Origin of the sequence: Marinobacter sp., assembly GCF_041984545.1 — a bacterium.
Lineage (GTDB): Bacteria > Pseudomonadota > Gammaproteobacteria > Pseudomonadales > Oleiphilaceae > Marinobacter.
Genome location: NZ_JBHIXV010000001.1, coordinates 34,297 through 58,294, shown reverse-complemented (window position 1 = coordinate 58,294; position 23,998 = coordinate 34,297). Strand labels below are relative to the sequence as shown.

The window sequence follows — 23,998 nt, the reverse complement described above, 5'->3', positions numbered from 1 at the left end:
TCACGTTATCCCTGTAAGACTCAGAAACGGACACCAGCCTCTACAAAGAACTGGTTCTGATCCTCAATCCGGTTATCTGGGCTGATCCATGGCTTGTGATTGAGGTAATGCTGCATAACCAGGGCCAGGACATAACTATAGTCGCTTCTGTCCACCCGGCGCGCCAGCCGGAAGTCTGCGCGCTCGAACCGGGTATTGCGGACTTCGTTGGTCCAGTAAAGGGCGGTTGAGCCCATAAACCCTGCGGGCAGGTCCTGTATCCAGGCAAAACTGCCGGAATCCCGGGCTGACAGACGGCCCAGAAGATCGACGGCGCGCCGCTGGTCATTGGCCGGCAAGGCGTTGGGGTCGCCGGTGTAGCGACCTTCCTGCTCAAGATAGGCGTAGGTTGCCCTCAGTCGCGTACCGGAGAATTCAAGGGACGTTTCCAGCTCCACGCCTTCCTGATCCAGGGCCACGTTGTTGGCGATGTACCATTCCTCTTCGTTGATCACGCCGCTGATCATGTCACGGAAATAATCATTGAAGTAACGCACTTCCACCGACAGCAGCGCGCTATCGAGATGGAACTGACCGAAGTAGCTGATCTCCCTCGAGGTAATCCACTCCTCCTCCAGCTCCTGGCCATAGGTGGAAGTGGTCGGGTCCAGCAGGTCTTCCACCAGTATACGCTGGCCTTCGAGGGCCTCGAAAGGTGGGCGGACGTTGCTTGGGCGGTAAGACCAGTCCGGTTCCTGCTCGAAGGCGTCGGGCGTTCTTACCGCCCGGGAGAATACAAAACGCAGGGCATGGTTGTTGTTGAAGATGAAGTTGGCGGCGGCCCGAGGTGAGAAATAGTCCTCGTTGGTGGTCGTGGTCTGCTCCCAGTTGCCGCCCAGGTTAAATGTAAGCCACTGGTAAGGTGAATACTCGGTGTTGGCGAAGATCCGGGACTGGTAATTGTTGCCCTCACCGTTGAAGAAGGTTTCGGAATCGTAGGTGTCTTTTCGATAACCCAGGCCGGAAACCAGCTTCAGCTGGTCGCTGAATATCAGGGTGTCCTGGATCTCGATTTCCTGACGGGTTTCTTCGATGTCTTCATTCAGGTCCGCGATAAACGGTCCCTGGTTCTCAGGGAAGGGCGGAAACTCCGGCGGCAGAAGCGCGTTTATGTCGGCTGCGGGAACCGATACCGACCAGCGCTGTCTCTGACGCTGGTTCTGGTAGCTGGCCTGGATGTGGTAAAAGTGGCGTTCGGAGGTTGCGCCATTGAACCGGACGTGCAGGTAGTAGTCGTCCATCAGGATGTCAGGGTTCGTGGTCGCCCCGAGCTTGCCGGATTTTTCCAGATCTTCCTCGTTCACACCTTCAAGTACGCCGGCGCGAAACTCGACGGAATGCTGGCGGTCCACCCGAAACACGCTGTCGAAATTGAAGTTATTGATATCGTGGCCGTCGTGGAACGGAATTTCTTCTCCGCCGTCTATCTGATTGTCAAAACCATTGGATTTGCGTTTCTCGTAGGACAGTCGCCAGCTGTTATCACTGTCTGCATCGCCAACTGAGGTAAAGGTTCTCAGATAGCCCCGTGAACCAGCCGATGCAAATGCTTCGACCCCGGCGGTATCCTGGGGTGAGCGGGTGATGATGTTGATGCTGCCGAGAAAGGCGTTGATCCCGTAGGCCGCGGAATTGGGGCCACGGCTCACCTCAATGCGCTCGATGTTTTCGATGGCCACCGGCATCGACAGCCAGTCTACGTCCGCAAGGCTGATCCGGTACGCGGTGCGACCGTCGATCTGGACCTGAAGCCGACGCTGTTCGTATTGGGAGGTGCCGTGGTACGTTGCCACCGGGTTGGTGCTGCCCCAGTGGCCCACGACCATGCCGGGCACCAGCCGGAGCGCTTCCTGCAGGTTCCGGATTCCGAGTTCGCGGATCATGTCCCCGGTGATGATGGTGGTGGTACCCGGGACCCGGAGCTTGGACTGACGCAGGCGCGTTGTGGTCAGCACTTCGGGAATTTCGGCCTGGTCTCCGTGTAATGCCAGCAGACCGGCGGTCAGATCGGGTGACTCAGGCTGTCCATGCCCAGCGATTGGAAAAAGGGTGAGAGCGAGCGCGGCGCCGAAAACGGTCATGTTCGAACCGTGGGCGAGCACCGACAATATTTTTTTAGAATGATGCATGGTGGACGTTTTATACTTTGCCGAGTTCTGTTGTTTGGGGGCCCGAAGCCGGGTGATTGTCTTTTCGAGCGTTTTGTCTTTTCGGGACTATCGTAAGGGACTACAGGCACTTTGTCTCTCCAAAATGTAATGAATGTCAGGCTTGGAGTTCAGGTTGTATGAATTGTTGGGAAATCCTCGGAATTGACCCTACCGGCGACCGCCGGAAAATCCAGGATGCGTACGAACAGCAGCTCAAATTCGCCTCCGACGAGGAGGCCCGGCGACTGGACCAGGCGTATCGCGAAGCCGTGGGAGAGGCGCCAGAGCCTTCTATAGAGTCCTCGAGCCGTCCGTTGGATGCGAATGAGGGGCAGGTGGTTCGCGAGGTTGTCATCCAGATCAAAGCGCTACTCAATGATGCTACCCGCAGCAAGGACGCCGGCATCTGGAAGGCGATTCTCTGTGAGCCACCGGCGGACGAGCCGGCCCTGCGTGCGGAAATTGGTCGGCAGCTTGAGCCCCAACTCAGGCCCATCGCTGAAAACGGGTCCTTCCCACAGCCCGTCGCCCACTTCCTCGGGGAGTGGTTTGGCTGGTTCAGCCCGGAGCAGGCGCCACAACCGCTGGACGAGCGCCATGGCGCTGAAGGTGACGAGTCCGAAGATTTACCGGAACAGCCTCCCCAGATGGTGAACTTCTGGCCGGCCGTGATCGGCTGGATTGTCGGGCTGGTCATCCTGGCCACGCTATTCGGTGGCATGGGGGGCGGCTGAGGCCGCCTTTTCGATCTTCTCCCGGTATTTCTGCGCCAGAATTGCCCCCACGATCACCTGAATCTGGTTGTAGCACATGATCGGAAGCACGATCATGCCGAAGCCCGGGTGGCCGGAGAACAGCACCTTGGCCATCGGTAGCCCCGAAGCCAGGCTTTTCTTTGAGCCGCAGAATACCACTGCCGCCTCATCCTCCAGGCTGAAGCCGAAGCGTCGTACCAGAAACCGCGCCAGCAGCATGAACAACAACAACAGGCCCAGGCAGAGCAGGATGGTCAGGACAATGGCCTGCACCGGAAGGTTCTGCCAGAGCCCGCTTTCCACCGAGTGCGAGAACGCCGAGTAGACAATCAGCCAGATCACGCACTTATCATAGCGGGCCATGAGCTGCTCGTTGCGGGACAGGAATCCGCCGAGCCAGGGGCGCATGCCATGCCCGACCGCAAAGGGGAGCAGCAGCTGCATCACAATGTCCTTCAGCGCCTCTGCAATGGAAAAGTCGCCACCACCGGAAGTGCTGACCAGGAGCAGGAGCAGAAACGGGGTCAGCATCATGCCGAACACGTTGGACGCAGCCGCGCTGCAGATGGCGGCCGGCACGTTGCCCCGCGCCATGGCGGTATAGGCAATGGAGGAAGACACCGCCGAGGGCAGCACGCCAAGGTACAAAAAGCCGAGCCCCAGATCCTTTGGCATCCAGGCCGGCGCGATGGTGCTCAGCTCGTTGATGGGCAAGGCGACGAGGGGAAAGAAAACGAACGTTAGCGCGGTAATCAGAATGTGCAGGCGCCAGTGGGTGGCACCGGCAATGATCTGATCCCGGGAAAGTGCGGCGCCATGAAAAAAGAAGAGCAGGGCAACGGCAACGGTGCCTGCTTTGGCCAGGAAATCGCCCGCCTGGCCGGTGGCGGGCAGGAACGTGGCCAGGACAATGGCACCCAGCAAAAGCAGGGTAAAGGTGTCGATGCGGAACTTCATGGATTACAACTCCTGACGCTGAAGGGCCCTGAGGCTGGGAGCGAGCAACTGCCGGGCAAGCTGTTCGGCCTTGGCTGCATCCCGGCGTCGAACGGCGGCCAGCAACAGCTCGTGGTCTTCCTGGGAGGGTTCAGGCAGGTCCGAGTCGGTTTCGGTTTGCTCAATGGTCAGGCTCACCGCGTGGGAGAAGTAGTCGTACAGCTCCACCAGTGCGGAATTATGAGAGGCCGCTACCAGTGCGTGGTGGAAGGCTTCGTCGTGCCGGATACGCAAGGGCAGGACCGCTCCGGCCTTGGCGCGGGCGTCGAGTGCGTTGGTCATGCTGCGCAGATCCTCGTCAGTGCGGCGTGAGGCCGCCAGCTTTGCCGCTTCGGTTTCAAGCATGATCCGTACTTCCAGCTGATCCGCCAGCTGGGTGCGTGCGATCCGCCGCAGGGTTTCTCCGGCGTCCCGTGTCGCCCTCACGTAGGTACCATCGCCCTGACGGGTCTCCAGCATGCCCACGTGGACCAGTACCCGCACTGCCTCGCGTACGGTATTACGGCTCACTCCCAGGGATTCCGATAGTTCCGATTCAACGGGCAGGCGATCGCCGACCGACCAGACCCTGTCTTCAATGGCGCCTCTGAGGCTTTCTATGGCGGTTTCCACCAGAGATCCTTTGCGAATTCGTTGCAGCATGGGTTTATCATCCTTCTATCCGATAAACCAATCATCCTATGAATTTAGGCGAAGCGCAATAACCGTAACCGGTGCCGGTTCAACGGTCGCTGTGCAAGGGGTTGAGGAACTGGTAGTCGGCGGTATCCACGCGCCGGGTTGCAAGGCGGTACGTGAAGGTAAAACCGGGCCAGTTGATACTGTTGTGGCCGTTTTCGTCCAGGTACCAGGAGGTGCAGCCGGAGCTCCAGACCGAGTGCTGAAGGCCTTGCTGGATCACCTGGGTAAACCGGTCCTGACGATCCTGGCGAACGTCCATGGCGGCGCCGGGGTACTTCTGCAGCGCGTTGATGCAGGTGCGGATGTAGCGGAATTGGGATTCCAGCATATAAACGATGGAGTTGTGGGCCAGGTTGGTGTTCGGGCCATAGAGCATGAACAGGTTGGGAAACCCGCTCACGGTGATGCCCTTGAAGGCAGACGCTCCGGTTTGCCAGGCCTCATTGAGGGATTTGCCGCCCCGACCGGTGACCTCTATGGGTGAGAGAAACTCTGATGCCCGGAACCCGGTGCCACAAATAATGGCATCCACCGGGTAGTGCCTGCCGCTGCGGGTCTGCACCCCTTGTTCATCGATACTTTCAATCGGGTCGGTCACCAGATCCACGTTGGGCTGGTTGATGGCAGGGTACCAGTCGTTGGATATCAGGATACGCTTACAGCCGATCTGGTAGTCGGGAATGATGTGGGCCAGTTTGTCCGGGTCGGTTACGTGTTTGCGGGCTTCCCGCCGTGCCTGATTGGCAAAGACTTCCAGCAAGCCGTTGAACCGCGTGAACGCCAGGGCCCGGCTCTCGTTTTTCCAGTAGATCAGGTAGCGATAAAGCCGGTCCCAGGCGGGCAGCTTCCGGAACAGCGTCTGTTCCCAGGGTTTGAAGGGCCGGTCGGGCTTGGGCAGCACCCAGGCGGCTGAACGCTGGAACAGACTCAGCTGTTTTACCCGGGGCGCAATTTCCGGCACGAACTGGATGGCGCTGGCCCCGGTGCCAATCACCGCTACCCGTTTGTTCGTCAGATCGTAATCGTGGTGCCAGCGAGCGGAATGGAACATCCGGCCCTGAAAGCGTTCCAGTCCTTCCAGCTTCGGCCACGCCGGTTGGTTGAGCTGGCCGGTTGCGGTGATGACCACGTCGGCGAGAAGTTGCTCCCCGGTCGCCAGGGTAAGGGTCCATCGATTGCTCTGATCGTCGAAGCGGGCGGAGGCGACCTCGGCGTTGAACCGAAAGTGATCGCCCAACTGGTACTTCTCTACGCAGTGGTGCATGTACCCGAGGATTTCCTGCTGCAGACCGAACTTGCGGGACCAGTCGTGCTTGGGCTCAAAGGAAAAGGAGTAGAAATGGGACTGCACATCGCAGGCCGCGCCCGGATAGGTGTTGTCGCGCCAGGTACCGCCCACGTCACCAGCTTTCTCAAGGATCGTCAGGTTGGTGTAGCCGGCCTGTTTAAGCGTAATGGCCATGCCCAGGCCACCGAAACCGGTACCGATAATGGCGATGGCGGGCTGGGCAGGGTTGTGTTGGCTCATCCTGGGGTGTCCGGTCTTATTGTTGTCATGGATTGGGCCCAGTATACGGAGCCACGGTGCGCTGATGGATGACTTTTTCTGACAGCGCCGTTAGTAAGAAAGATCAACCGAGTCCTGATTCAGGAAGTTCTCAGCAGGCTGCGCCAGAAGTTCCCGCAGTGCCGCTGTCTGGAACTGCCGGCGTATGCTGATGGCGTAGAATTCCTCGAACACGCCGGGCAGGGCGCCGTAGTCCTCAAGGGCTCCGCTCCTGAGTTCGTCCCGAACGACCACGGGCGGCATGATGGCAAAGTGGCCGGTGTCCCGGGTCAGGAGTCGCATCATGGCCATGTCATCCACCTCTGCTGCGATATTCGGCCGTAGCCGGTGATACTCGCACAGCTGGTCGAAGGCCTGACGTATGTTGTTGTCCGGGCCCGGCACAATCAGACTTCGCCCGCGTACGACGTCGGCAAATTCGCCCTCAACCTGAATGCCCGAGGGCCCGATGATACTGACCGGCTGTTTGGCGATCAGGCGCGAACGCCACGGATTCTGTTCGCTGCCCTGGACCGCCTGATTGGACAGGATCAGGTCCAGGCGGTGTGCGGACAGCCGACGGAGCAGTTCGTCAATATGGCTGCTCTGGAGGCTGAGCTCCAGGTCCTCCCGGTCCAGCAGGGGTTGCAGAAAGCCTTCCTGGAAATTTCGTGACAGCGTGGCCACAGCGCCGATCCTGAGCACCTCGCGGTTTGGTCGCACGCCCGAATCGAACAGGGCGGACAACTCTTCGCCCTGCCGGAAAATTTCCTCGGCGTAGGAAAACGCAAGACGGCCGGCCTCGGAGAGCTTCAGTCGGCGTCCCTCCCGGATGAACAGGTCATGCCCGAGGCTTTCCTCGAGCTTTCGGATCTGGCCCGACAGCGCCGACTGGGAAATATGAAGCGCATCGGCGGCGCGGGTCAGGTGCCCGGTTCGCGCGACACTCCAGAAGTAATAGAGATGGTGGTAGTTCAGCTTCATGGCCAACCGTTCTAAAAAATAGAATGAAGTGATAATTATAAACCATTTTTTATATATGAAGAACGCAGGCAAAGTAGCGGTTCAGGAGGTTTACCATCATGAACCCGATCGCCGAACTGTCATCTCTGGTAACGCTCGCCCTCTGGCTGCTTTTCCCCGTGAGCCTGTTCGTCCTGGCCGCAATGACCGGTTGGCTTCAGAGCCCTCCACAGCTTGACCGCTGCTGGCGATTGGCCGGCTGGGTAATGCTGGCTTCCATGGTGTCGTCCCTGACGGTTGGGGCAATGCTTGTGCTGGAGCCGTGGCTATTCGATGCTGATACGCCGGTTGGCCTGGCGGCACGGTTTGGTGTGTACCCGGACGGGGTGGCCGTCTGGATGGCCCTGATGGTGGCCTTCGTCGGCTGGGTCATCTTGCGCTACGCGGACAACTACCTCCGACAGGATCCGGGGCGGGAGCGGTTTCTGCCCTGGTTCCTGGTGACGGTGGGTTCGGTGTTGGTGCTGGTGCTCACCAACCATCTGCTGATCCTCGCCGGTGCCTGGATTGGCGTCAGCCTGGCATTGCATCATCTTTTGACCCTGTATCCGGATCGTCCCGAAGCGCGCGTGGCCGCTGTGCAGAAGTTTATTGTCAGTCGGGTGGGCGATGCGTTGGTGATCACCGGGGTTTTGGCCCTCTACCTGCATTACGACACCTTCCTTCTGCCGGACATGGTACAGAACATGGCGCAGAGCGAAGCGGCCCGTGCCGGCGGTTCAACGGCGTTGACGGTGGCGTCTGTTGCCCTGGCCCTGGCGGCGGCCCTCAAATGCGCGCAGATTCCCTTTCACGGCTGGCTGATCCGGGTGATGGAAGCGCCCACCCCGGTGTCGGCGTTGCTTCACGCTGGAGTGATCAACCTGGGCGGCTTCCTGTGGTTGCGCCTGTTCCCGGTGTTCGACGGTTTCACCACCGGCCATATGATCCTGTTGGTGGTGGGCGGTTTCACTGCCGTGGTGGCGGTGCTGACCATGATGACCCAGTTTTCCGTGAAACACGCGCTGGCGTGGTCTACCTGCGCCCAGATGGGATTCATGCTGTTTGAGATCGGTATGGGTGCCTACACACTGGCGCTACTGCACCTGCTCGCCCATTCCCTGTACAAGGCCCACTCGTTCCTGGCGTCCGGGCGCACCGTGGTTGTGTCTTCGGCCCGCAAACTGCCCGAGCTGCCAGCCGGGCGTCGTATATCGTTCGGTCTGGCCACCGGCCTGGTGGCGGCTGTCATCCTCTGGTGGGCGCCCTGGGTTGTTGAGTACAACCTGGTTTTTGGTCTGCTGCTGGTGTTGGCGGTTGCCGCCTCAGCCATGGGCATACCGGCCGGCGCCACGAACGGCGTGAAGCTCAGGGGAGCTGCCATGGCTGTGGCGCTGGTACCGCTCTACGCAATGCTGCACTTGTTGCTGGGACCGGCGGTGCCGGACCAGGGCGGTTTCGTTATTCCGCTGGCAGGCTACGTGACAGGCTCGGTGATGGTGCTGCTGTTGGCGCTGTGCGCTCTGTGTATTGCGTTTGGCGGGCAGCTCCGGGTCACCCAGGCTCTCTCGGTCCATTTTCGTCATGGGCTCTATCTGGCCCTGCCTTTTGACCGCTTCACGCGGTTGCTTGCCGCCGAGGCGCTTCGGGTTCCGCAGGTGTTCAAGCGGGTTCCGCACCATCCGTTCCGGCTTGAGGAAGAGTCATGAGCGCCATGAGCGGTGTCTCGGTCTCGAAACCGGAGCAATCGCACGGTGTTGAGTCCTGGCAACGACCGTTTCGTGAAGCCTGCGAGCTGGTTGCACCGGTGTGGCCGCTGGACCAGTGGATCGCTGTAAACCCCTTCTGGGGAATGCGACACCTGCCGGCGGAACAAGCCGACGATATTTTTCGGGAGCGGGGCGGTTTCAGCCTTCTCATGCCGGCGGCGTTCTATCGGGAGGCCTGGCAGCAAGGCAGGATTCAACCGGAGGACCTTGCCGCCAGTGTCGCCGAACGCGGCGAGCGTCGCGATCCCTCCTGGTACCTCGAATGGCTCGACCGCGCCTCTGTTCTGAGGCCTCACAAGCCTGAGAAGAGCCACGCAGGTGTCACGATGAGCATCCTTGATACGTTCAAGGGTGACGGCACCGCGGAACCGCTCGGGCAGATTGTTAATGATCAGGTGGCCCGTGTGTGCGGCGCCTTCTTCGATCGACGTCAGGCCCGGTGGTCGGCCGGGGAGCACAGCTCCGGGGAGTCCGCCGGGTTGTTCGGGTTCTGGCTCAACTCCGCGCGACAGGACCTTTCCCTGGATTTCACCACCGGGCTGGCCGGTGTGAGAACCTTTTTCAGGGCAGTGCCGGATGACCGGAATCAGGCGGTCAGCCAGGCCACAGAAGCCCTCCGGCTGCCTGACGACGAGCTTCTGGCCCTGTGCCACAGCCTGTTACTCCGGGTGAATGGCTGGGCATCCTGGTGTCGGGGCCTGGATTGGCGGGGCTCCCTGGAAGGGCGAGCCTCCGACCAACTGGGTGAGCTGCTGGCGGTGCTGCTGGTGTGGGAGGCCGCTGCTCTTCGCTTTGCATCGGTCGTCCAGAAAAACCAACTGGAGCGGTCCCGAAGCGGCCATGGCCTGCGCCAGCAGGACAGGCGCCCCCTGTGGGTGTGGCAGCGGGCATTTGAGTGTGGGTATCAGAGAACGCTGTTCAGTGCCTTGAAGAACCGAACCAACAACAGCCAGGCACCGGAGCCTCCGCCGGCCATTCCCGATGCGCAGGCCGTGTTCTGTATTGATGTGCGTTCGGAAGTGATACGCCGCCACCTTGAGGCGGTGATGCCCCGGGTACAGACTCTCGGGTTTGCCGGCTTTTTCGGAATGCCGGTTGCGCACCAGCGTCATGGGCCTTTTGAGCCGGTTCGCCGGCTGCCAGGGTTGTTACAGGCTCCTTATCGTCTGATCGATACCCGGGGCAACCTGCGCGCGGATCTTGCGGAGAACCGCGCCAGGGATCAGCGGGAGATTACCCGGGAAACCGTGCGCAAGGCCAAATACAGCAGTCTCTCGACTTTCACCCTGGTGGAGACGACCGGGCTGGCCTGGGCGTGGAAGCTGATCAAGGATACGCTCAAGCGGGGCCGTTCCAGACCGAGGCCGGATGACCAGGAAACGCTGCTGGTCCATGAACTTGGCGGGGATCCGCTGATGGATCCGGAAAAAACCGCGCTGGTCGCCAATATGCTTCGGGGCATGTCCCTGACGGATGGCTTTGCGCCCTTGCTGGTTTTCGTGGGTCACGGAAGTCACACCGACAACAACCCCCACCAGGCCGGGCTGGAATGCGGCGCCTGTGGTGGCCAGAGTGGCGGGGTCAGCGCCCGTCTGGCGGCGAAGCTGTTCAATGATCCGATGGTCCGGGCTGGCCTGTCGGAGCAGGGCATACGCATTCCCGACCACACCTGGGCCGTGGCTGCCGAGCATTGCACCGTGACCGACCGGGTGACTTTTGCTGATCGAGACCGGGTGCCTCATACTCACCTTCAAAAACTGGCGGACCTTGAGGCCGGCTTCGGGCAGGCCGGTGCGCGGGCTCGCAATGAGCGCGCGGAATCCCTCAGGCTGGGCGAAGGCCAGGAAAACGGGGAATCGGACAGTCTGACCGCAGCCATGGAAACGCGAACGCGGGACTGGTCGGAGGTACGGCCGGAGTGGGGCCTGGCAGGCAATGCTGCCATTATCTTTGCCAGGCGCAGTCGCACCCGTGGTTGCGACCTGGCGGGGCGGGTGTTCCTGCACGACTACGATCCCGTTTCGGACGAAGACGGCCAGCGCCTCGAAAGCCTTCTGGCGGCCCCCCTTCTGGTTGCCAACTGGATCAACCTGCAATATTTCGGCTCGGTGACGGTACCGGACGTCTACGGTGCCGGGAACAAGCTTTTGCACTCCGTTGTTGGTGGCAATGTGGGCGTGGTGGAAGGCAATGGTTCGGACCTCAGAACAGGGCTGCCACTGCAATCCGTCCATGACGGCACCCGCTGGCGTCATGAGCCTCTGCGCCTGACCGTGATTATCGAGGCCCCCGCCGATCGCATTGAAGCGGCCATAGGTCGGCAGCCGGACGTTGCAGCGCTGGTCGACAACGCCTGGTTGTTCATCCACCGGATGGGGGATCATGGCATCGAACGTTATTACAATGGCGCATGGCATCGGGTCGCCTGACCGTACGTCATACCTTCGGAATCTCTTAGATAGCCACGCCCGGTTACAAACGCTGACATCCCGGCATGCGCCGCGTGCGTATATAAAGTAGGGAAAAATCAGCGCGTTTTGGCACCCGTGGTCGCCAGAATCGTTAGTCAGCGGAAGCAGGGTGTGTCTTGTGTAAATTGCAGATGAAGAAAAAAAGGGCGTCGTTGTACGCGATCGCCGCACTGATTGTTGGGATTGCACTCAGCCTGGGACTGGGGCGTTTGCTGTACAAGGAAGAAACCCGGGCCATCGAACTGGAGTTCAAGGCCGAGATTGACCAACTGTCTGCCAGCCTTGAGCGTGAAGCCCTGCTGAATCTTGAAATTCTCTTTGCCCTCAGATCGGCCGTGGCCGTGATGCCGGAGATGACGGCCGAAAGGTTCAATCGCCTGACCTATGAGATCCTGGAGCGTTCGCCAGCGATTCAGGCGTTCGCCTGGGCGCCTTCCGTCGAGCACAGCGAACTTGATGAATTCATCCGCCGACAGAAAGAGGCGTTTGCCGATTTCGCGATGACAGAGGCGAGCCCTGACGGCCTGGTGGGCCTGACGGACAGGGCCTGGTATGTGCCGGTGCAGTACATAGAGCCACTGGGGCAGAATCGCGCCGCGCTCGGGTTTGACCTGGCCAGTGAGGCCTCCCGTCGGGAGGCGCTGCTGGAAGCACGGGAATCTGGCGAAATGGTCGCAACGGCCGGAATCCGGCTTGTTCAGGAACCGGAGAACCAGCGAGGATTCCTGGTGTTTGCACCGCTTTATACCCTTTCTACAAGCCCGGGTGCCGGGATCGATACCCGCCAGCATTATGGGTTTATCAACGGCGTCTTTCGGGTGGGGGAGTTAGTGGGCCAGGCCGTGGGGCCGGAGCTCACCGAGGACCTGCTGTTTGAAGTGCTGGACATCACCGGCAGTCAGAAACTGTTGCTGTACCGCTCCCGTAATCCGGAGCACCTGTCCTGGCAGCCCGACCTCCGGCATACCGCACAGACCATCTCGATTGCAGGTCGCCAGTGGTCGGTGGAAGCTGTCCCCTCCCGGTCTTATATCGAGGCCCGCCGCGGCATACTGCCGGTATTTGTGAGCGCCTCCGGCACGGTGCTGGTTGTGGTACTGGTGGGTTACTTCCTGTCCGGCGCAAGAAAAAACGCCCAGCTGAGTCTTGCCACGGCCGAGCTGGAACGAATCTCGCTCACCGATGCCCTGACAGGTCTGGCTAACCGCCGGCAGTTTGATGCGGTGCTTCGCAAAGAGTATCGGCGGGCGCTGCGGGAAAAGACAACCCTGTCGCTGGTGATGGTCGATATCGACTTCTTCAAGGAGTACAACGACGAGTATGGCCATCCAGCCGGCGATTCGTGCCTTCGTGACGTTGGAGGGATTTTGCGGGAGGTGGTCAAACGTCCCGCTGACCTGGTTGCACGTTATGGTGGAGAGGAGTTCGCGATTATCCTGCCCGATACACCCCAGCCGGAGACGATCGCCGAAGCCTGTCGTCAAGCGGTTGAGGCGCGTGGGATTCCTCACCGGCTCTCCTCGGTTGCTGAATCCGTCACCATCAGCGTGGGTGTGGCGATGCTGGCGCCGAGCGAACTCTCCGAAAGCGAGCTGGCTTCGGAACAACAGTCGTTGAAGCGAGAGTCTTCGGGAGAGCAGGGGGATCAGGAGGGCACCGGGCCCGTGTTACTGGTTGACGAGGCTGATAACGCTCTCTACCAGGCCAAGGAGTCCGGGCGTAACCGGGTTTGTGGGCCGCTTCCCCGGGCTGAAGCAGGGCGTCAGTAGCGAAGCAGCGCAGAACCCCAGGTGAAACCGCCGCCAAAGGCTTCCAGCAACACCACTTCATTGCGTTTGATGCGACCATCCCGAACCGCAGCGTCCAGCGCCAGGGGGATGGACGCCGCAGAGGTATTGCCGTGCTCATTCACGGTGACCACCACCTGGTCCATGGACATGTTCAGCTTGCGTGCCGTCGCTGAGATAATCCGGAGGTTGGCCTGGTGCGGCACCAGCCAGTCGATGTCAGATTTCTTCATCTGGTTGGCGGCGAGGGTTTCGTCGACGATCTTGCCAAGGGTATTGACCGCAACCTTGAACACCTCATTGCCTTTCATTTCGACAAATGCCCGTCCGGCCTTGACCTGTTCGTAGCCATCGGCAATGCCACAAGGAACGTGCAGCAGCTCTTCGTACTGGCCATCGGCGTGAATATGGGTTGAGAGGATGCCGGTTTCCTCGTCTGCCTCCAGAATTACCGCGCCGGCACCATCGCCGAACAGGACACAGGTGCCCCGGTCTTCCCAGTTAATAATGCGGGAAAACACCTCGGCGCCAATCACCAGCGCCTTTTTGCTGCTTCCGGTTTTGATGAACTTCTCGGCGGTGGCCAGGGCGTAGACAAAACCACTGCATACCGCCTGGATATCGAACGCCGGACAGCCGTGAATCCCCAGGCGGGCCTGGAGAATGCAGGCAGAGCTCGGGAAAATCTTGTCCGGCGTGGAGGTGGCAAACACGATCAGGTCGATTTCGTTGGGGTTGATGCCTGCCGCCTCAATGGCGTTTCTGGAGGCCTGCTCGGCCAGATCAACGGTGGTCTGGCCCTCAACGGCGATGTGCCTGCGCTCAATACCGGTACGCTCGCGAATCCACTGATCGCTGGTGTCGACCATCTTCTCAAGGTCTTTGTTGGTCACAACATTGTCTGGCAGATAGGAGCCGGTGCCGGTAATTCGTGCAAAGGTCATTCGCGAGTGTCCCGAGACGTAACTGGATGAACGTAAGACCATGCTATACCCATGAAACGTCGTGCGTAATTAGCGATTTGTCAAAGAAGCCCAGAAAGTGGCAGGCTCGACTATGCTGAAAGTGATCGGAATGATCACGATTGCGCACACACTCCGGACAATAGAGGAGACTTGGAAAATGGGCATTTCCAGCCACGAGCTTCACCTTGAATTTCCCCAGTACAAAGGCCTCATCGAAGAGCTCAAGACTAACGATCTCAGGTTCAACGAGAAGCTCCGGGAATACACAGACCTGGACCATGAAATAGAGGGGCTGGAGAAGCGGGATGCGCCCATTGGCGACGACAAGCTGCACCGCTTGAAACAGAAACGCGCCCAACTCAAGGACGACCTGTATCAGACTCTGATTTCAAACGGCAAGTCTTCATGAACGGGTAACAGACCCGTCATCAAAATTTCACTGAAATGCGCTGGAAGCCCCTGTTCATAGGGGTTTCCAAGTATTCAGAACACTCCTGGCCAGGTTTAAAATAGGACACTAATTAAACAGGGTCCCGTTTTTGAGACCGAAAGTCTTACACTGTCCAGGAGTAGTCACATGAAACGAGCAGCGTCTCTTTACAAAGGTTGGCGGATGAAGCGTAACTTCGTCCATCTGGTCTCGACTATGGATCCGCGTCTGTTGAATGACGTAGGTTTTTCGCCCGAGATCGTCGAGCGGAAACTCAGTACCCCGTTCTGGAAATTCTGATTCGGGAAAGGCTACACCAGCCAGCCGAAGAAGAAATCGAACAGGGCACTGAAAAACCCGCCTCCGGAGCTTGCCCGGCGGGGCTCAACCGCGGTTTCCTGTTCTGGTTGTGATTGCTCGACATTTCGGGCGGGCTCGATAGCCGCTTGAGGCTGTGCTTTGGGCTCAACCGTGGTCGTCTCGATGGAGGCCACGGTTGCCGGTTTTACCTCTTCTGTTTTTTCTGCACCTGGTTCCTGGATCTCTTCTTCAGATTTTATCGAGGTTTCGGTTGCAGATTTCTGTTTTGTATCAACATTGGCTCGCGACACTTCAGCCAACTCCACCGATCCGGTGCTTTCGCTGAGCCTTTCGTTAACCGCTTCGGCTGTGGTCGGTTGAGTCTTCGGAGAGGAAGGCGGAGCTGGTTCCACTTCGGCAACAGCCGCTTTCTCCAAAACCGGCTCTTCAACGACCGTCTTTTCAACCGTCTTTTCAACAACGGGCTTTTCGACAACGGGCTTTTCGACAATCGGCTTCTGGGCGACCGCTTTTTCTACAATCGTCTTTCGCGCTTCAGGACGAGCGACCGGCATTGTCGCGGGCGATGGTAACTCGAGCGCTTTGAGGGATTGGGCACGGCTGCTCAGGGCGTTGCCCGAGACAGTTTGAACCGAGCCGGCTTTGACGCCAAGAGCGGAGAGCGTGGGGTTGTCGAGCTTGCCGCTGACCGCCAGCGCGTTGGCCTTCTGGTAGGCGCGCACGGCGCTGCGCAGGTCATTATCGAACCAGCCGTCGGCACGCCCGATGTCATACCCCGCGCCATAGAGTGCGTTTTCTGCAGAGAAGATAACCTGCTCGGTCTGACCGGCCTGCGCAAAACCGAGTGGGGCGTTGCTCAAGAGCAGGGCAGTGGCCAGAATTGCCGCACTCCGGCGACCTGGGTGGGCGTTTACGATTTTGCGGGCGTGGGTCATGGTGGGTCCCTCCAACGTGTCCAAGGCTGTCCTGGATGGTTACATTCTGTAACCGACAGCCCAACGTATCAGTATTTCAGGAACCCGCCCATGACGTGGTTAACATCTGCAACGATTGCCGTTGGCGCTACTCCTTTACGCGGAACCGCTTCACCAGAGTGTTCAGATCATCAGCCATCTCCGCCAGGGACCGGCTGGACTGGTTGACCTGGCCAATGTCTCCGGCCAGCTCTTCAATGGCGTTGCTGCTGACCTCGACGTTCTGGGTCATCTCGGCGGCGGTGGCCCGCTGCTGTTCGGTGGCGCTGGCAATCTGGGTGGTCATTTCAACAATGTTGTTAACCGCAGAGAGTATATCGGCCAGGGCCTTGCCGGATTTGCCGGCTTCCTCGCTGGCTTCCGAGGCCATCTGCTTGGCGCGGCTCATGTCAACGACGGCGCCCGCAGCTCCGCTTTGCAGTTGGGACACGATCCGCTCGATGTCGACCGTCGACTCCTGGACCCGTCTGGCCAGTCCGCGCACCTCATCCGCCACCACGGCAAATCCTCTCCCGGCTTCGCCAGCACGTGCTGCCTCAATGGCAGCGTTCAGGGCCAGCAGGTTGGTCTGCTCTGCAATGCCCTGAATAACGGCCAGTACCTTGCCAATTTCGGCGGACTCGTTCTCCAGTTGCTGAATACGTCTGGAACCTTCCTCCACCTGTTGCGCCAGGTTGGTGACGGAGCGAATGGCCGTGCTGACGGTTTCCTGGCCGGTGTCCGCGAGCGAGGCCGCCCGGCGCGCGGATTCGTCAGTGTCGCTGGTATTCGATGCGATTTCCTCGGAGGTGGACACCATTTCCTGCATGGCCGCTGACACCTGCGTGATCTGGTCCCGTTGCTGCTCGGAGTTGGCGGTGGTGCGCTCGGTAATCCCGGAAAGCGATTCGGATTCGGAGGTCAAACGGCGCGAGGCGCTGACGATTCGGGATATCGTCTGTTCCAGAGTCTCCAGGAACGCGTTGACGGCGCCAATGAAATCGCCGATCTCATCGGGGCGGCCCGGGGTCAGGCGGGTGGAGAGATCGCCATTGTTCTGGGCAATGTCATCCAGGTAGTCAAGGATTTCGGTTTTCGCGCGCTTCACGCTGGCGCCCATCATCCGGCTCATCAGAACGGCCACCACCAGGCCAAGCACCAGGGAAATACCAAAGGCAATCAGTGTGAACCTCAGGGCCAGGTCTGTTTCCTCGCCTGCGGCGTCGGCTTCAACTTCAAGGGCCGCGAAGATGCTGCTTTCCAGCTCCCGGGCCATACTGGCGATTTCAGGTCCCAGTACATCGAGTTTGTCCCGCTTCACGGTTACCACGATGTTCTGCTGCTCAAGCATCCTCTGGACCGCGGCCCGGTAGTTGGCCAGTTCTTCCACCACGGTATCCAGATAGACCTGGACAAACTCGGGCCCGTTCTCGGTATCCAGCAGCTCCAGGGCGTCTGTCAGGTCCTCGATCGCCCATCCTAGCGCATCCTGGGCGTCCTTTTCACCGCTGGCCAGGTATCGCTGCGCGGTCAAACGCATCACCAGTGCGTCGTTCAGGAGTTGTTCGAGGCCAGCACGAAGGTCGCTTTCCGGCTCGCGGTTGGCCACCCCGTTTAGGGCCATGCGCAGGGCCTGGGTGGCATTGGGGCCATGCTGGTTGAGTTCGTCGCGAACAATTGCCAACACCTGTCGCTTGGCCGGAACCAGTTCGTTCCGGAAGGCATTGATGTATTCACGGGTGGTCTCTTCGATGCGATCGACAAGTTCGGCAGCCGCAGGGTCGGAGATCCGTTCCTGGGCCCGGGTCATCACGCCATTGAATTCCTGCTCCAGCTCGTCAAAGTGGGTAAGGGCCTCTTCATGGCCAGACGAGTAATAGTCAAATACCCGCAGTCGCATCCGGTAGACGCTGATAACCGATTCCGTGCCGATGGCAGTATCCGGCGCCAGATCCCGGGCGACGGTATTCATTCGCCGGTCCAGTTCCTGGAACTCATAGACACTGAAGAACGTGACCGCGGCAAACAGCAGCAGGATGAAAACCGGTGCAATCAGCAGCTTTCCGGGAACACCCAGTTTGCGCTCAATCGATGCGAAGGCAGAGGAGGCCAAAGTGTGATCCTTTCTAAAGTTGTTTTCACGGGTATCGGCAGCGCCGACAAAACCTGAAGCTTTACGTTCGAGTTTCCATTACGGCGCATTGGCTGTTTTGAGTATTGCACTGCTTCCAGAGAAAGTGATCCTCTCGCAGCTGTTCAGGAGGGCGCCATGTCGGCCCTCGGATTGCGCGGATAGTAACGGTCTGGCAGGCGCTCGATGTGTGGGAAGAAGCGGGTGTCCTTGTACGGCATCTTCATATAACCGGATACGCCCAGCCCGGTGATCTGCTCGACAGCGGACAGGATCTCATCCAGCAGGTGGCTGAACTCTGCTTCCCGTTCCGGGTCCAGCAGGCGGTAGTGGCTGTGGATCTTCAGGTGCCGGGGCAGGGCCTCGAAGATGATCATGCCGGTGTGATGGATGTCGTTCAGCGCCTCAAGGGCCTCGATGATCGTGTCCGGCAGTACCAGGAACTCCTCCGGGTCGGGTCCGTCCTCGAAGTAGGAGTGCACGCGGGATTCATCTTCCACCTCGGGAGCGGCGCTGACTTCGTAATGGAGCTTGAGGTCCGGCTCAATGCGGAACGGTTGGCTCGGATCGTCGCGATCCACGTGCAGGGTGTTGCGGGCGTTGAACAGGCAGCTCTTGAAGATGCCCTTGCGGTAAATGGCCTGGGCCAGATACACCATGTTGTTCACCGCCTGAACAAAGGCGGATTTCAGGGCCGGATCGTGCAGGTTCAGGGAGGTGTCGATGTAAATGCCATCGGTTTCCCAGCGTACCGCGAGCCCGCCTTCCACGGGGTAGCGGCCGAGGCGACTGACCGCCGCCAGAAAGGCCTTTTCAGTTTCGCCCATGCCCTGCATGAAGTTCTTGTAGTAGCGATCCAGCTGAACGTCGTTCACATCGCTCAGGGTTTCCGGGGCGCCTTCCTCCCGCAGGAAAGATTTGCGCGAGCTGTAGACCACGGTGTCGATCTCCTGGTCAGACTCGCGGACCCACACCGGCACCTGGGGCGGCACTGGCGGTTCTTTCAGATCGATCATGACCGTGCGAGCCATGCGCGGCATTTCCCGCAGGTAGTAGTCTCCGGCTTTGCGACGGGTTTCCGGATCCGGCGAGAGCATGCCATCGAGCATGCGCGCAAACTCCATGGGCAGCCCGAGAGAGGTAGCTGGAATAGCCCGGTGGCCAAAGCGGCATGACTGGGCCGAGGCCAGGGCATAGAGAGTCCCGGCGGCACCCTGTTCGTCGAATCGTGGCGACGACAGACCGCCGTTGAGCTGCTCCTCGCCGATGAAATACACGTCCCCAAGCCGGGCGTTGGTCTGTTGCAAGTTGTCGGACATCAACTCCATTACATTCGCGGTGATGAACTGCTGGTTGGCGTCGAGCTGGGCGAACACCGACGAGCCCCAGTCGATCAGGGCAACGTTCTCGGTGCGGGCATCGAACACCAGGTTGGAGGGCTTGATATCGCCATGGACGATCGGCCGCCCGGCGGGACCGTTCTCTCGGCGGAGGCAGCGAAGGATATCGGCGATCTGGTCGGCAATACGAATGATCAACCGTGGTTTGAGACGTCCTTCCTGCAGGGATACTTCTTCCAGATTCAGACCTGCGGCCCGCTCCATCACCAGGATGGGCTGGTTGTTGGCACGTTGGTAGGAGATTAGCCGCGGAACCCGGGGGTGTCGGACCTGCTCAAGAATGTAGGCCTCGTCTTCCAGGCGGTCCTGGAGGTGTTGGGGCAGGTTGATCCGGGTGAACTTGAACACGTGCTCCGGGCCCTGGGAGCTCGGTGTGGGCAGGCGACCTGCGAATACGAATCCGTAGGCACCCTTGCCAATCAGTTCAATATCGCGGTAGCCGAGCTGGCGGAGCTGGGCGGCGCAGAGCGCCACCCAGTCCTTGAGCTTTTTGGCATCGTCATGGCTGAGCAGGTAGATCGACTGCTCTTCCGGTATGTAGAACTGCTGAAGAGGTTTCTGCTGCACCATGACCAATCGTTAGCCCATATGCAGCAGCATCGTCTGCGGCGCTTCCAGGTAGCCCTTCCAGCGGTTGCAGTAACGGGCAATGGTGCCACCGTTGATGATGCGGTGGTCCCCGGCCCAGCTGACCGTCATGATCGCCCGTTCCACCACCTGGCCGTTGGCATCGAACCGCGGAAGCTTCTGGGTACGGCCCAGGGCTACAATTGCCACCTCCGGTGCGTTGATGATGGGGGCCGCGTAGGTGCCGCCCAGCGCGCCGATGTTGGAGATGGTAATGGTACCGCCTTTCAGATCTTCCTGGCTGACCCGACCGGAGCGGGCCGCCTCGGTGAGCCGGGAGACTTCGTCGGCGATACCCAGCAACGTTCGCTGCTCCACGTTCTTCACGTTGGGCACTACCAGGCCCGCCTTGCCGTCTACGGCCATACCGATGTTGCAGTGGGGCAGGTAGTGGATCTCCGTGACATCCTCGTTGATGCGGCTGTTGAGCACGGGGAATTCCTGGATGGCCAGTGCCATGGCCTTCATCACAAACGGCATCAGGGTGAGCCTTGAACCCCGGGCTTCGGCCTCAGGTTTGAGCTTTTCCCGCAGGGCAAGCAGGTCGGTTACGTCGATGTCCTCACTGTAGATAAAGTGCGGAATGGTGCTGGCCGATTGGGTCATGCTGCGTACCATGGCCGCCTGCATGCCCTTGATGGGCTCGACGCGCACCTCTGCTTCGCCTTGCGGGCGAAGTGACCCTGTAGCCGCCGGTTGCGCCTTGTCGGCGGTGGCTTTCCCTGGCTCTTTCGCCTTGGGTTGCTCCAGGTGGGCAAGCACATCCGCCTTAAGTACCCGGCCGTCTTTACCGGACCCGGCAATGTCCGCCAGGTTCAGCTCATGCTCACGCACCAGGCGACGCACCGCCGGGCTGGCCGGTATCCGCTGGCGATGGGTGCCATTGACCGCCTTTGCCGGTGGCGTTGCGGTATCCGCTTGCGGCTGCTGTTGCGGTTTTTGGGACGCGGGCGTTCCAACGGAATCTTCGCGCTCGCGAGGTATGAAGGCAAACAGCGGGGAGTGCACCCGGGCCATGGCCTGCTGCTCGTGGTAGAGCTTGGTAATACGGCCTGCCTTTGGTGCGGTGATCTCCACCATGGCCTTGTCGGTCATCACGTCGACCACGGGCTGGTCTTCCTCAATCTCGTCGCCCTCGGCCACGCGCCATTCCACCACCTCACACTCGACAATACCCTCGCCGATATCCGGCAGGATAAAGTCTTCGGTGGCATCGTCGCCGGTATCGGCCAAGGTTGCCGGTTTGGGCGCCGGTTCGGCCTTCTCGACGTCTTTTGGTTGCTCTGTGCTCGTTGTTTCCGTGGATTCAGAAGGCTCGCCTTCCTCCACCAGCTCGAACAACGGCGCGTGCACTTTCGCGATGTCGCCTTCCTTGTGGTAGAGGCGGGTAACACGGCCCTTGTAGGGAGCAGGGATTTCCACCAGGGCCTTGTCGGTCATCACCTCGGCTACCGGCTGGTCTTCCTCGATAACGTCGCCCTCGCTGACCAGCCATTTCACCAGTTCACATTCCACGATACCTTCGCCGATATCGGGCAGTATAAAATCACTCATTGCAGCTCTCCTGTCCTGATATCAGCCTAGAATTCCACGCTCGCCCTGATGGCCTCGTAGACCTTCAGGTGGTTGGGCAGGTGCTCTTTTTCCAGCACCAGCGGGAAGGGGGTGTCCATCCCGGTAACCCGTGCGATGGGGGATTCCAGATACAGGAAACAGCGCTCCTGAATCGTGGCGGCAATCTCGCCGGCGAATCCGCCGGTCAATGGCGCTTCGTGAGTGACCACCAAACGACCGGTCTTGAACACCGAGTTGGCCACGGTTTCCACGTCCCAGGGCAGAATGGTCCGCAGGTCGATCACCTCGCAGGAGATGCCTTCTTTCTCGGCCCGCTCCACGGCCTGATCGATTACCTCCATCTGTGCGCCCCAGCCCAGTACGGTCACATCCGTGCCTTCCTTGGTGATCTCCGCTTCGCTCAGGGGCAGGCGGTAGTCCTCATCGGGCACTTCGCCCACGGAGGCGCGGTAGAGGCGCTTGGGCTCGAAAAATAGCACCGGGTTGGGGTCGTGGATAGCTGCCAGCAGCAGGCCCTTGGCCTGGTGCGGATTGCGTGGCACCACGATTTTCAGGCCCGGAGTATGGGCAAAGTAGGCTTCCGGTGACTGGGAATGGTACAGGCCGCCGGCAATGCCGCCGCCATAAGGAGCCCGGATGGTCAGGCCGCCCACGTTGAACAGGTTGCCAGAGCGATACCGGTACTTGGCCGATTCGTTCACGATCTGGTCAAAGGCCGGGAAGATGTAGTCCGCGAACTGAATCTCGGCCACCGGAACCGAGCCCTGGGCCGCCAGGCCGTTGGCAAAGCCGATAATCCCCTGTTCGACCAGGGGCGTATTGAAGCAGCGGGCCTTTCCATACTTCTGCTGGAGGTTGCTGGTGGCCCGGAAAACCCCACCAAATACGCCGACGTCCTCACCAAAACACAGCACCCGCTCGTCGGCGGCCATGGCCGTATCAAGGGCATTGTTAATCGCCTGGAGCATGTTCATCTTGCTCATATCATGCTCCTCCCTTGGCGTGTTCGGCACTCTTGGGGTATTCGTCCGGATAACGGCGAATGTGGGCCTTGAGTTTGTCGAATTGCTCAGCGAGCGAGGCTGGCACCTCGTCGTAGACATCGGTCACCAGCGATTCGAGTGGGGGAGGCGGTCGCTTCTGGGCCCGCTTCATGGTTTCCAGCACCTCACGGCGCATGGATTCCTGGAGCTGCTTTTCTTCGTCCTCGCTCCACCATTTCTTGCTTTCCAGCCACAGGCGCATGCGGAGAATGGGGTCTTTTTCCCGCCACACGGCCTCTTCGTCCTTGCTGCGGTAGCCGGACGGGTCGTCTGACGAGGAGTGGGCGGCCAGTCGGTAACTCATGGCCTCGATCAGGACCGGGCGATTGTGCTCAACGGCCATGGCGCGAGCGGCCCGGGTGGCCTCGTACATGGCCAGTACATCATTGCCGTCTACCCGGATTACGTCCATTTTGTAGCCGTAGGCCCGGGGTGCCACGCCGTCGGCGGCAAACTGCTCGGCCGCAGGGGTGGAAATGGCGTAGCCGTTGTTACGGCAAAGGAAAATCACCGGTACCCGGTGTACCGCCGCCATGTTCAGGGCCGCGTGAAAATCGCCTTCGGAGGCCGCGCCTTCGCCAAAGTAGGTGATGGTGCAGTGGCCATCACCGGCCATTTTCTGGCCATAGGCATAGCCGGTGGCCTGGGGAATCTGGGTGGCCAGCGGCGAGGAAATGGTCATGTAGTTGAGCTTCTTCGAACCATAGTGCACGGGCATCTGCCGGCCCTTGCCATAATCCTGCTCGTTGCCGAACAGCTGGTTCATGAACTCGTCGATGGTGAAGCCGCGATAGACGAGGGCGCCCTGTTCACGGTACTGGGCCATGATCATGTCGCCATCATCCAGTGCCGCGGCGCTGCCAATTACAGCGGCTTCCTCGCCAGTGCATTGCATGTAGAAACTCAAACGGCCCTGGCGCTGGGCGGCCAGCATGCGTTCATCAAGAATCCGGGTGGTGACCATGGCCCGGTAGATTCGCAGGGCCTTGTCTTTATCCAGGTCCGGCGCCTTGGCGCTCTTGTAGAGCTTGCCGTCCTGTTTGAGAAGTTTGAACGTGGGAATACGGAATTCCGCACCGTCGGTAAATACCGGGGAATACGCAACTTTTGACTTTGTTGTTGTCATAATCCTCTTCCTGGGGTAATGGCCTGAGGAACAAAACACGCCTTGTGGGCATGTCGTTAATGTCATTGTAGACAGTCCTGAAGAATCTGGTGTGATGCTTCGGAACAGGGTTACCTTAACGTAAACTGCGCTTTTAGGGTAGGCCGATGCCAACATTCGTTATGGCGACGGCAGGATATGTCGCCAGCTGAGCATGGATTTTGATACAGAATGGCCCGGTGACCGTAAGCG

Annotated in this window: 18 protein-coding genes; 6 read left to right on the top strand and 12 right to left on the bottom strand. The window is 59.8% G+C overall.

Features of this window, described 5'->3' with window-relative positions:
• Positions 1–20 precede the first annotated feature (20 nt).
• Positions 21–2,120: a TonB-dependent receptor plug domain-containing protein gene (locus tag ACFC20_RS00300; RefSeq protein WP_375191265.1), complete on the bottom strand. Its 2,100-nt coding sequence runs from the start codon at positions 2,118–2,120 to the stop codon at positions 21–23.
• 206 nt (positions 2,121–2,326) lie between these two features.
• On the opposite strand from ACFC20_RS00300, the gene ACFC20_RS00295 reads away from it, so the two are divergent.
• The gene (locus ACFC20_RS00295; protein WP_375191264.1) at positions 2,327–2,923 is read left to right on the top strand and encodes a J domain-containing protein; all 597 of its coding nucleotides are present in this window, start codon (positions 2,327–2,329) and stop codon (positions 2,921–2,923) included.
• Here the strand turns inward: ACFC20_RS00295 and ACFC20_RS00290 are convergent.
• The 4 genes from ACFC20_RS00290 to ACFC20_RS00275 all read right to left on the bottom strand — a co-directional run bounded on the left by ACFC20_RS00290 (position 2,897) and on the right by ACFC20_RS00275 (position 7,151).
• Positions 2,897–3,901, bottom strand: a complete 1,005-nt coding sequence (locus tag ACFC20_RS00290) for a bile acid:sodium symporter family protein (RefSeq protein ID WP_375191263.1) — start codon at positions 3,899–3,901, stop codon at positions 2,897–2,899. The genes ACFC20_RS00295 and ACFC20_RS00290 overlap by 27 nt on opposite strands.
• 3 nt (positions 3,902–3,904) lie before the next feature.
• Positions 3,905–4,582 carry a FadR/GntR family transcriptional regulator gene (locus ACFC20_RS00285; RefSeq protein WP_375191262.1) on the bottom strand — a complete coding sequence of 226 codons (678 nt, stop codon included), beginning with the start codon at positions 4,580–4,582 and terminating at the stop codon, positions 3,905–3,907.
• 79 nt (positions 4,583–4,661) lie between these two features.
• On the bottom strand, positions 4,662–6,149 hold the full coding sequence (locus tag ACFC20_RS00280) for a flavin-containing monooxygenase (RefSeq protein WP_375191261.1): 1,488 nt from the start codon (positions 6,147–6,149) through the stop codon (positions 4,662–4,664).
• 90 nt (positions 6,150–6,239) lie between these two features.
• Complete coding sequence (locus ACFC20_RS00275; RefSeq protein ID WP_091985160.1) at positions 6,240–7,151, bottom strand: LysR family transcriptional regulator; 912 nt, start codon at positions 7,149–7,151, stop codon at positions 6,240–6,242.
• Between the two features lie 98 nt (positions 7,152–7,249).
• Here ACFC20_RS00275 and ACFC20_RS00270 point away from each other — a divergent pair, with 98 nt between their 5' ends.
• The 3 genes from ACFC20_RS00270 to ACFC20_RS00260 all read left to right on the top strand — a co-directional run bounded on the left by ACFC20_RS00270 (position 7,250) and on the right by ACFC20_RS00260 (position 13,178).
• Positions 7,250–8,878 (top strand): NADH-quinone oxidoreductase subunit L, encoded by a 1,629-nt coding sequence (locus ACFC20_RS00270; RefSeq protein ID WP_375191260.1) that lies wholly within the window; start codon positions 7,250–7,252, stop codon positions 8,876–8,878.
• Positions 8,875–11,367 (top strand): YbcC family protein, encoded by a 2,493-nt coding sequence (locus tag ACFC20_RS00265; RefSeq protein WP_375191259.1) that lies wholly within the window; start codon positions 8,875–8,877, stop codon positions 11,365–11,367. Before ACFC20_RS00270 ends, ACFC20_RS00265 begins: the two co-directional genes overlap by 4 nt.
• A gap of 173 nt (positions 11,368–11,540) precedes the next feature.
• Positions 11,541–13,178 carry a diguanylate cyclase gene (locus tag ACFC20_RS00260; protein ID WP_375191258.1) on the top strand — a complete coding sequence of 546 codons (1,638 nt, stop codon included), beginning with the start codon at positions 11,541–11,543 and terminating at the stop codon, positions 13,176–13,178.
• Here ACFC20_RS00260 and ACFC20_RS00255 read toward each other — a convergent pair.
• On the bottom strand, positions 13,172–14,140 hold the full coding sequence (locus tag ACFC20_RS00255) for a beta-ketoacyl-ACP synthase III (RefSeq protein ID WP_375191257.1): 969 nt from the start codon (positions 14,138–14,140) through the stop codon (positions 13,172–13,174). The genes ACFC20_RS00260 and ACFC20_RS00255 overlap by 7 nt on opposite strands.
• A gap of 178 nt (positions 14,141–14,318) precedes the next feature.
• Between ACFC20_RS00255 and ACFC20_RS00250 the strand changes: the two genes are divergently transcribed.
• Positions 14,319–14,570, top strand: coding sequence for a YdcH family protein (locus ACFC20_RS00250; protein WP_375191256.1), 252 nt, complete (start codon positions 14,319–14,321; stop codon positions 14,568–14,570).
• 168 nt (positions 14,571–14,738) lie between these two features.
• Positions 14,739–14,891 carry a DUF1127 domain-containing protein gene (locus tag ACFC20_RS00245; protein ID WP_375191255.1) on the top strand — a complete coding sequence of 51 codons (153 nt, stop codon included), beginning with the start codon at positions 14,739–14,741 and terminating at the stop codon, positions 14,889–14,891.
• 11 nt (positions 14,892–14,902) lie between these two features.
• Here ACFC20_RS00245 and ACFC20_RS00240 read toward each other — a convergent pair whose 3' ends face one another.
• The 6 genes from ACFC20_RS00240 to ACFC20_RS00215 all read right to left on the bottom strand — a co-directional run bounded on the left by ACFC20_RS00240 (position 14,903) and on the right by ACFC20_RS00215 (position 23,767).
• Positions 14,903–15,847 carry a peptidoglycan-binding protein gene (locus ACFC20_RS00240; RefSeq protein ID WP_375191254.1) on the bottom strand — a complete coding sequence of 315 codons (945 nt, stop codon included), beginning with the start codon at positions 15,845–15,847 and terminating at the stop codon, positions 14,903–14,905.
• Positions 15,848–15,974: 127 nt separating this feature from the next.
• Positions 15,975–17,978, bottom strand: a complete 2,004-nt coding sequence (locus tag ACFC20_RS00235; RefSeq protein ID WP_375191253.1) for a methyl-accepting chemotaxis protein — start codon at positions 17,976–17,978, stop codon at positions 15,975–15,977.
• A 143-nt stretch (positions 17,979–18,121) separates the two neighbouring features.
• Positions 18,122–19,966: a protein kinase gene (locus tag ACFC20_RS00230; RefSeq protein ID WP_375191252.1), complete on the bottom strand. Its 1,845-nt coding sequence runs from the start codon at positions 19,964–19,966 to the stop codon at positions 18,122–18,124.
• A 9-nt stretch (positions 19,967–19,975) separates the two neighbouring features.
• Positions 19,976–21,577, bottom strand: coding sequence for a dihydrolipoyllysine-residue acetyltransferase (locus ACFC20_RS00225; RefSeq protein WP_375191251.1), 1,602 nt, complete (start codon positions 21,575–21,577; stop codon positions 19,976–19,978).
• Positions 21,578–21,603: 26 nt separating this feature from the next.
• Complete coding sequence (locus ACFC20_RS00220; RefSeq protein WP_091985180.1) at positions 21,604–22,581, bottom strand: alpha-ketoacid dehydrogenase subunit beta; 978 nt, start codon at positions 22,579–22,581, stop codon at positions 21,604–21,606.
• 1 nt (position 22,582) lies between these two features.
• On the bottom strand, positions 22,583–23,767 hold the full coding sequence (locus ACFC20_RS00215; protein WP_375191250.1) for a thiamine pyrophosphate-dependent dehydrogenase E1 component subunit alpha: 1,185 nt from the start codon (positions 23,765–23,767) through the stop codon (positions 22,583–22,585).
• Positions 23,768–23,998: the final 231 nt, after the last annotated feature.

Excerpts from the sequence above, each read along its gene's own strand:
- ACFC20_RS00300 (WP_375191265.1), bottom strand. The coding sequence starts at position 2,120 with ATGACCGTTTTCGGCGCCGCGCTCGCTCTCACCCTTTTTCCAATCGCT.
- ACFC20_RS00295 (WP_375191264.1), top strand. The coding sequence starts at position 2,327 with ATGAATTGTTGGGAAATCCTCGGAATTGACCCTACCGGCGACCGCCGG.
- ACFC20_RS00290 (WP_375191263.1), bottom strand. The coding sequence starts at position 3,901 with ATGAAGTTCCGCATCGACACCTTTACCCTGCTTTTGCTGGGTGCCATT.
- ACFC20_RS00285 (WP_375191262.1), bottom strand. The coding sequence starts at position 4,582 with ATGCTGCAACGAATTCGCAAAGGATCTCTGGTGGAAACCGCCATAGAA.
- ACFC20_RS00280 (WP_375191261.1), bottom strand. The coding sequence starts at position 6,149 with ATGAGCCAACACAACCCTGCCCAGCCCGCCATCGCCATTATCGGTACC.
- ACFC20_RS00275 (WP_091985160.1), bottom strand. The coding sequence starts at position 7,151 with ATGAAGCTGAACTACCACCATCTCTATTACTTCTGGAGTGTCGCGCGA.
- ACFC20_RS00270 (WP_375191260.1), top strand. The coding sequence starts at position 7,250 with ATGAACCCGATCGCCGAACTGTCATCTCTGGTAACGCTCGCCCTCTGG.
- ACFC20_RS00265 (WP_375191259.1), top strand. The coding sequence starts at position 8,875 with ATGAGCGCCATGAGCGGTGTCTCGGTCTCGAAACCGGAGCAATCGCAC.
- ACFC20_RS00260 (WP_375191258.1), top strand. The coding sequence starts at position 11,541 with ATGAAGAAAAAAAGGGCGTCGTTGTACGCGATCGCCGCACTGATTGTT.
- ACFC20_RS00255 (WP_375191257.1), bottom strand. The coding sequence starts at position 14,140 with ATGACCTTTGCACGAATTACCGGCACCGGCTCCTATCTGCCAGACAAT.
- ACFC20_RS00250 (WP_375191256.1), top strand. The coding sequence starts at position 14,319 with ATGGGCATTTCCAGCCACGAGCTTCACCTTGAATTTCCCCAGTACAAA.
- ACFC20_RS00245 (WP_375191255.1), top strand. The coding sequence starts at position 14,739 with ATGAAACGAGCAGCGTCTCTTTACAAAGGTTGGCGGATGAAGCGTAAC.
- ACFC20_RS00240 (WP_375191254.1), bottom strand. The coding sequence starts at position 15,847 with ATGACCCACGCCCGCAAAATCGTAAACGCCCACCCAGGTCGCCGGAGT.
- ACFC20_RS00230 (WP_375191252.1), bottom strand. The coding sequence starts at position 19,966 with ATGGTGCAGCAGAAACCTCTTCAGCAGTTCTACATACCGGAAGAGCAG.
- ACFC20_RS00225 (WP_375191251.1), bottom strand. The coding sequence starts at position 21,577 with ATGAGTGATTTTATACTGCCCGATATCGGCGAAGGTATCGTGGAATGT.
- ACFC20_RS00220 (WP_091985180.1), bottom strand. The coding sequence starts at position 22,581 with ATGAGCAAGATGAACATGCTCCAGGCGATTAACAATGCCCTTGATACG.
- ACFC20_RS00215 (WP_375191250.1), bottom strand. The coding sequence starts at position 23,767 with ATGACAACAACAAAGTCAAAAGTTGCGTATTCCCCGGTATTTACCGAC.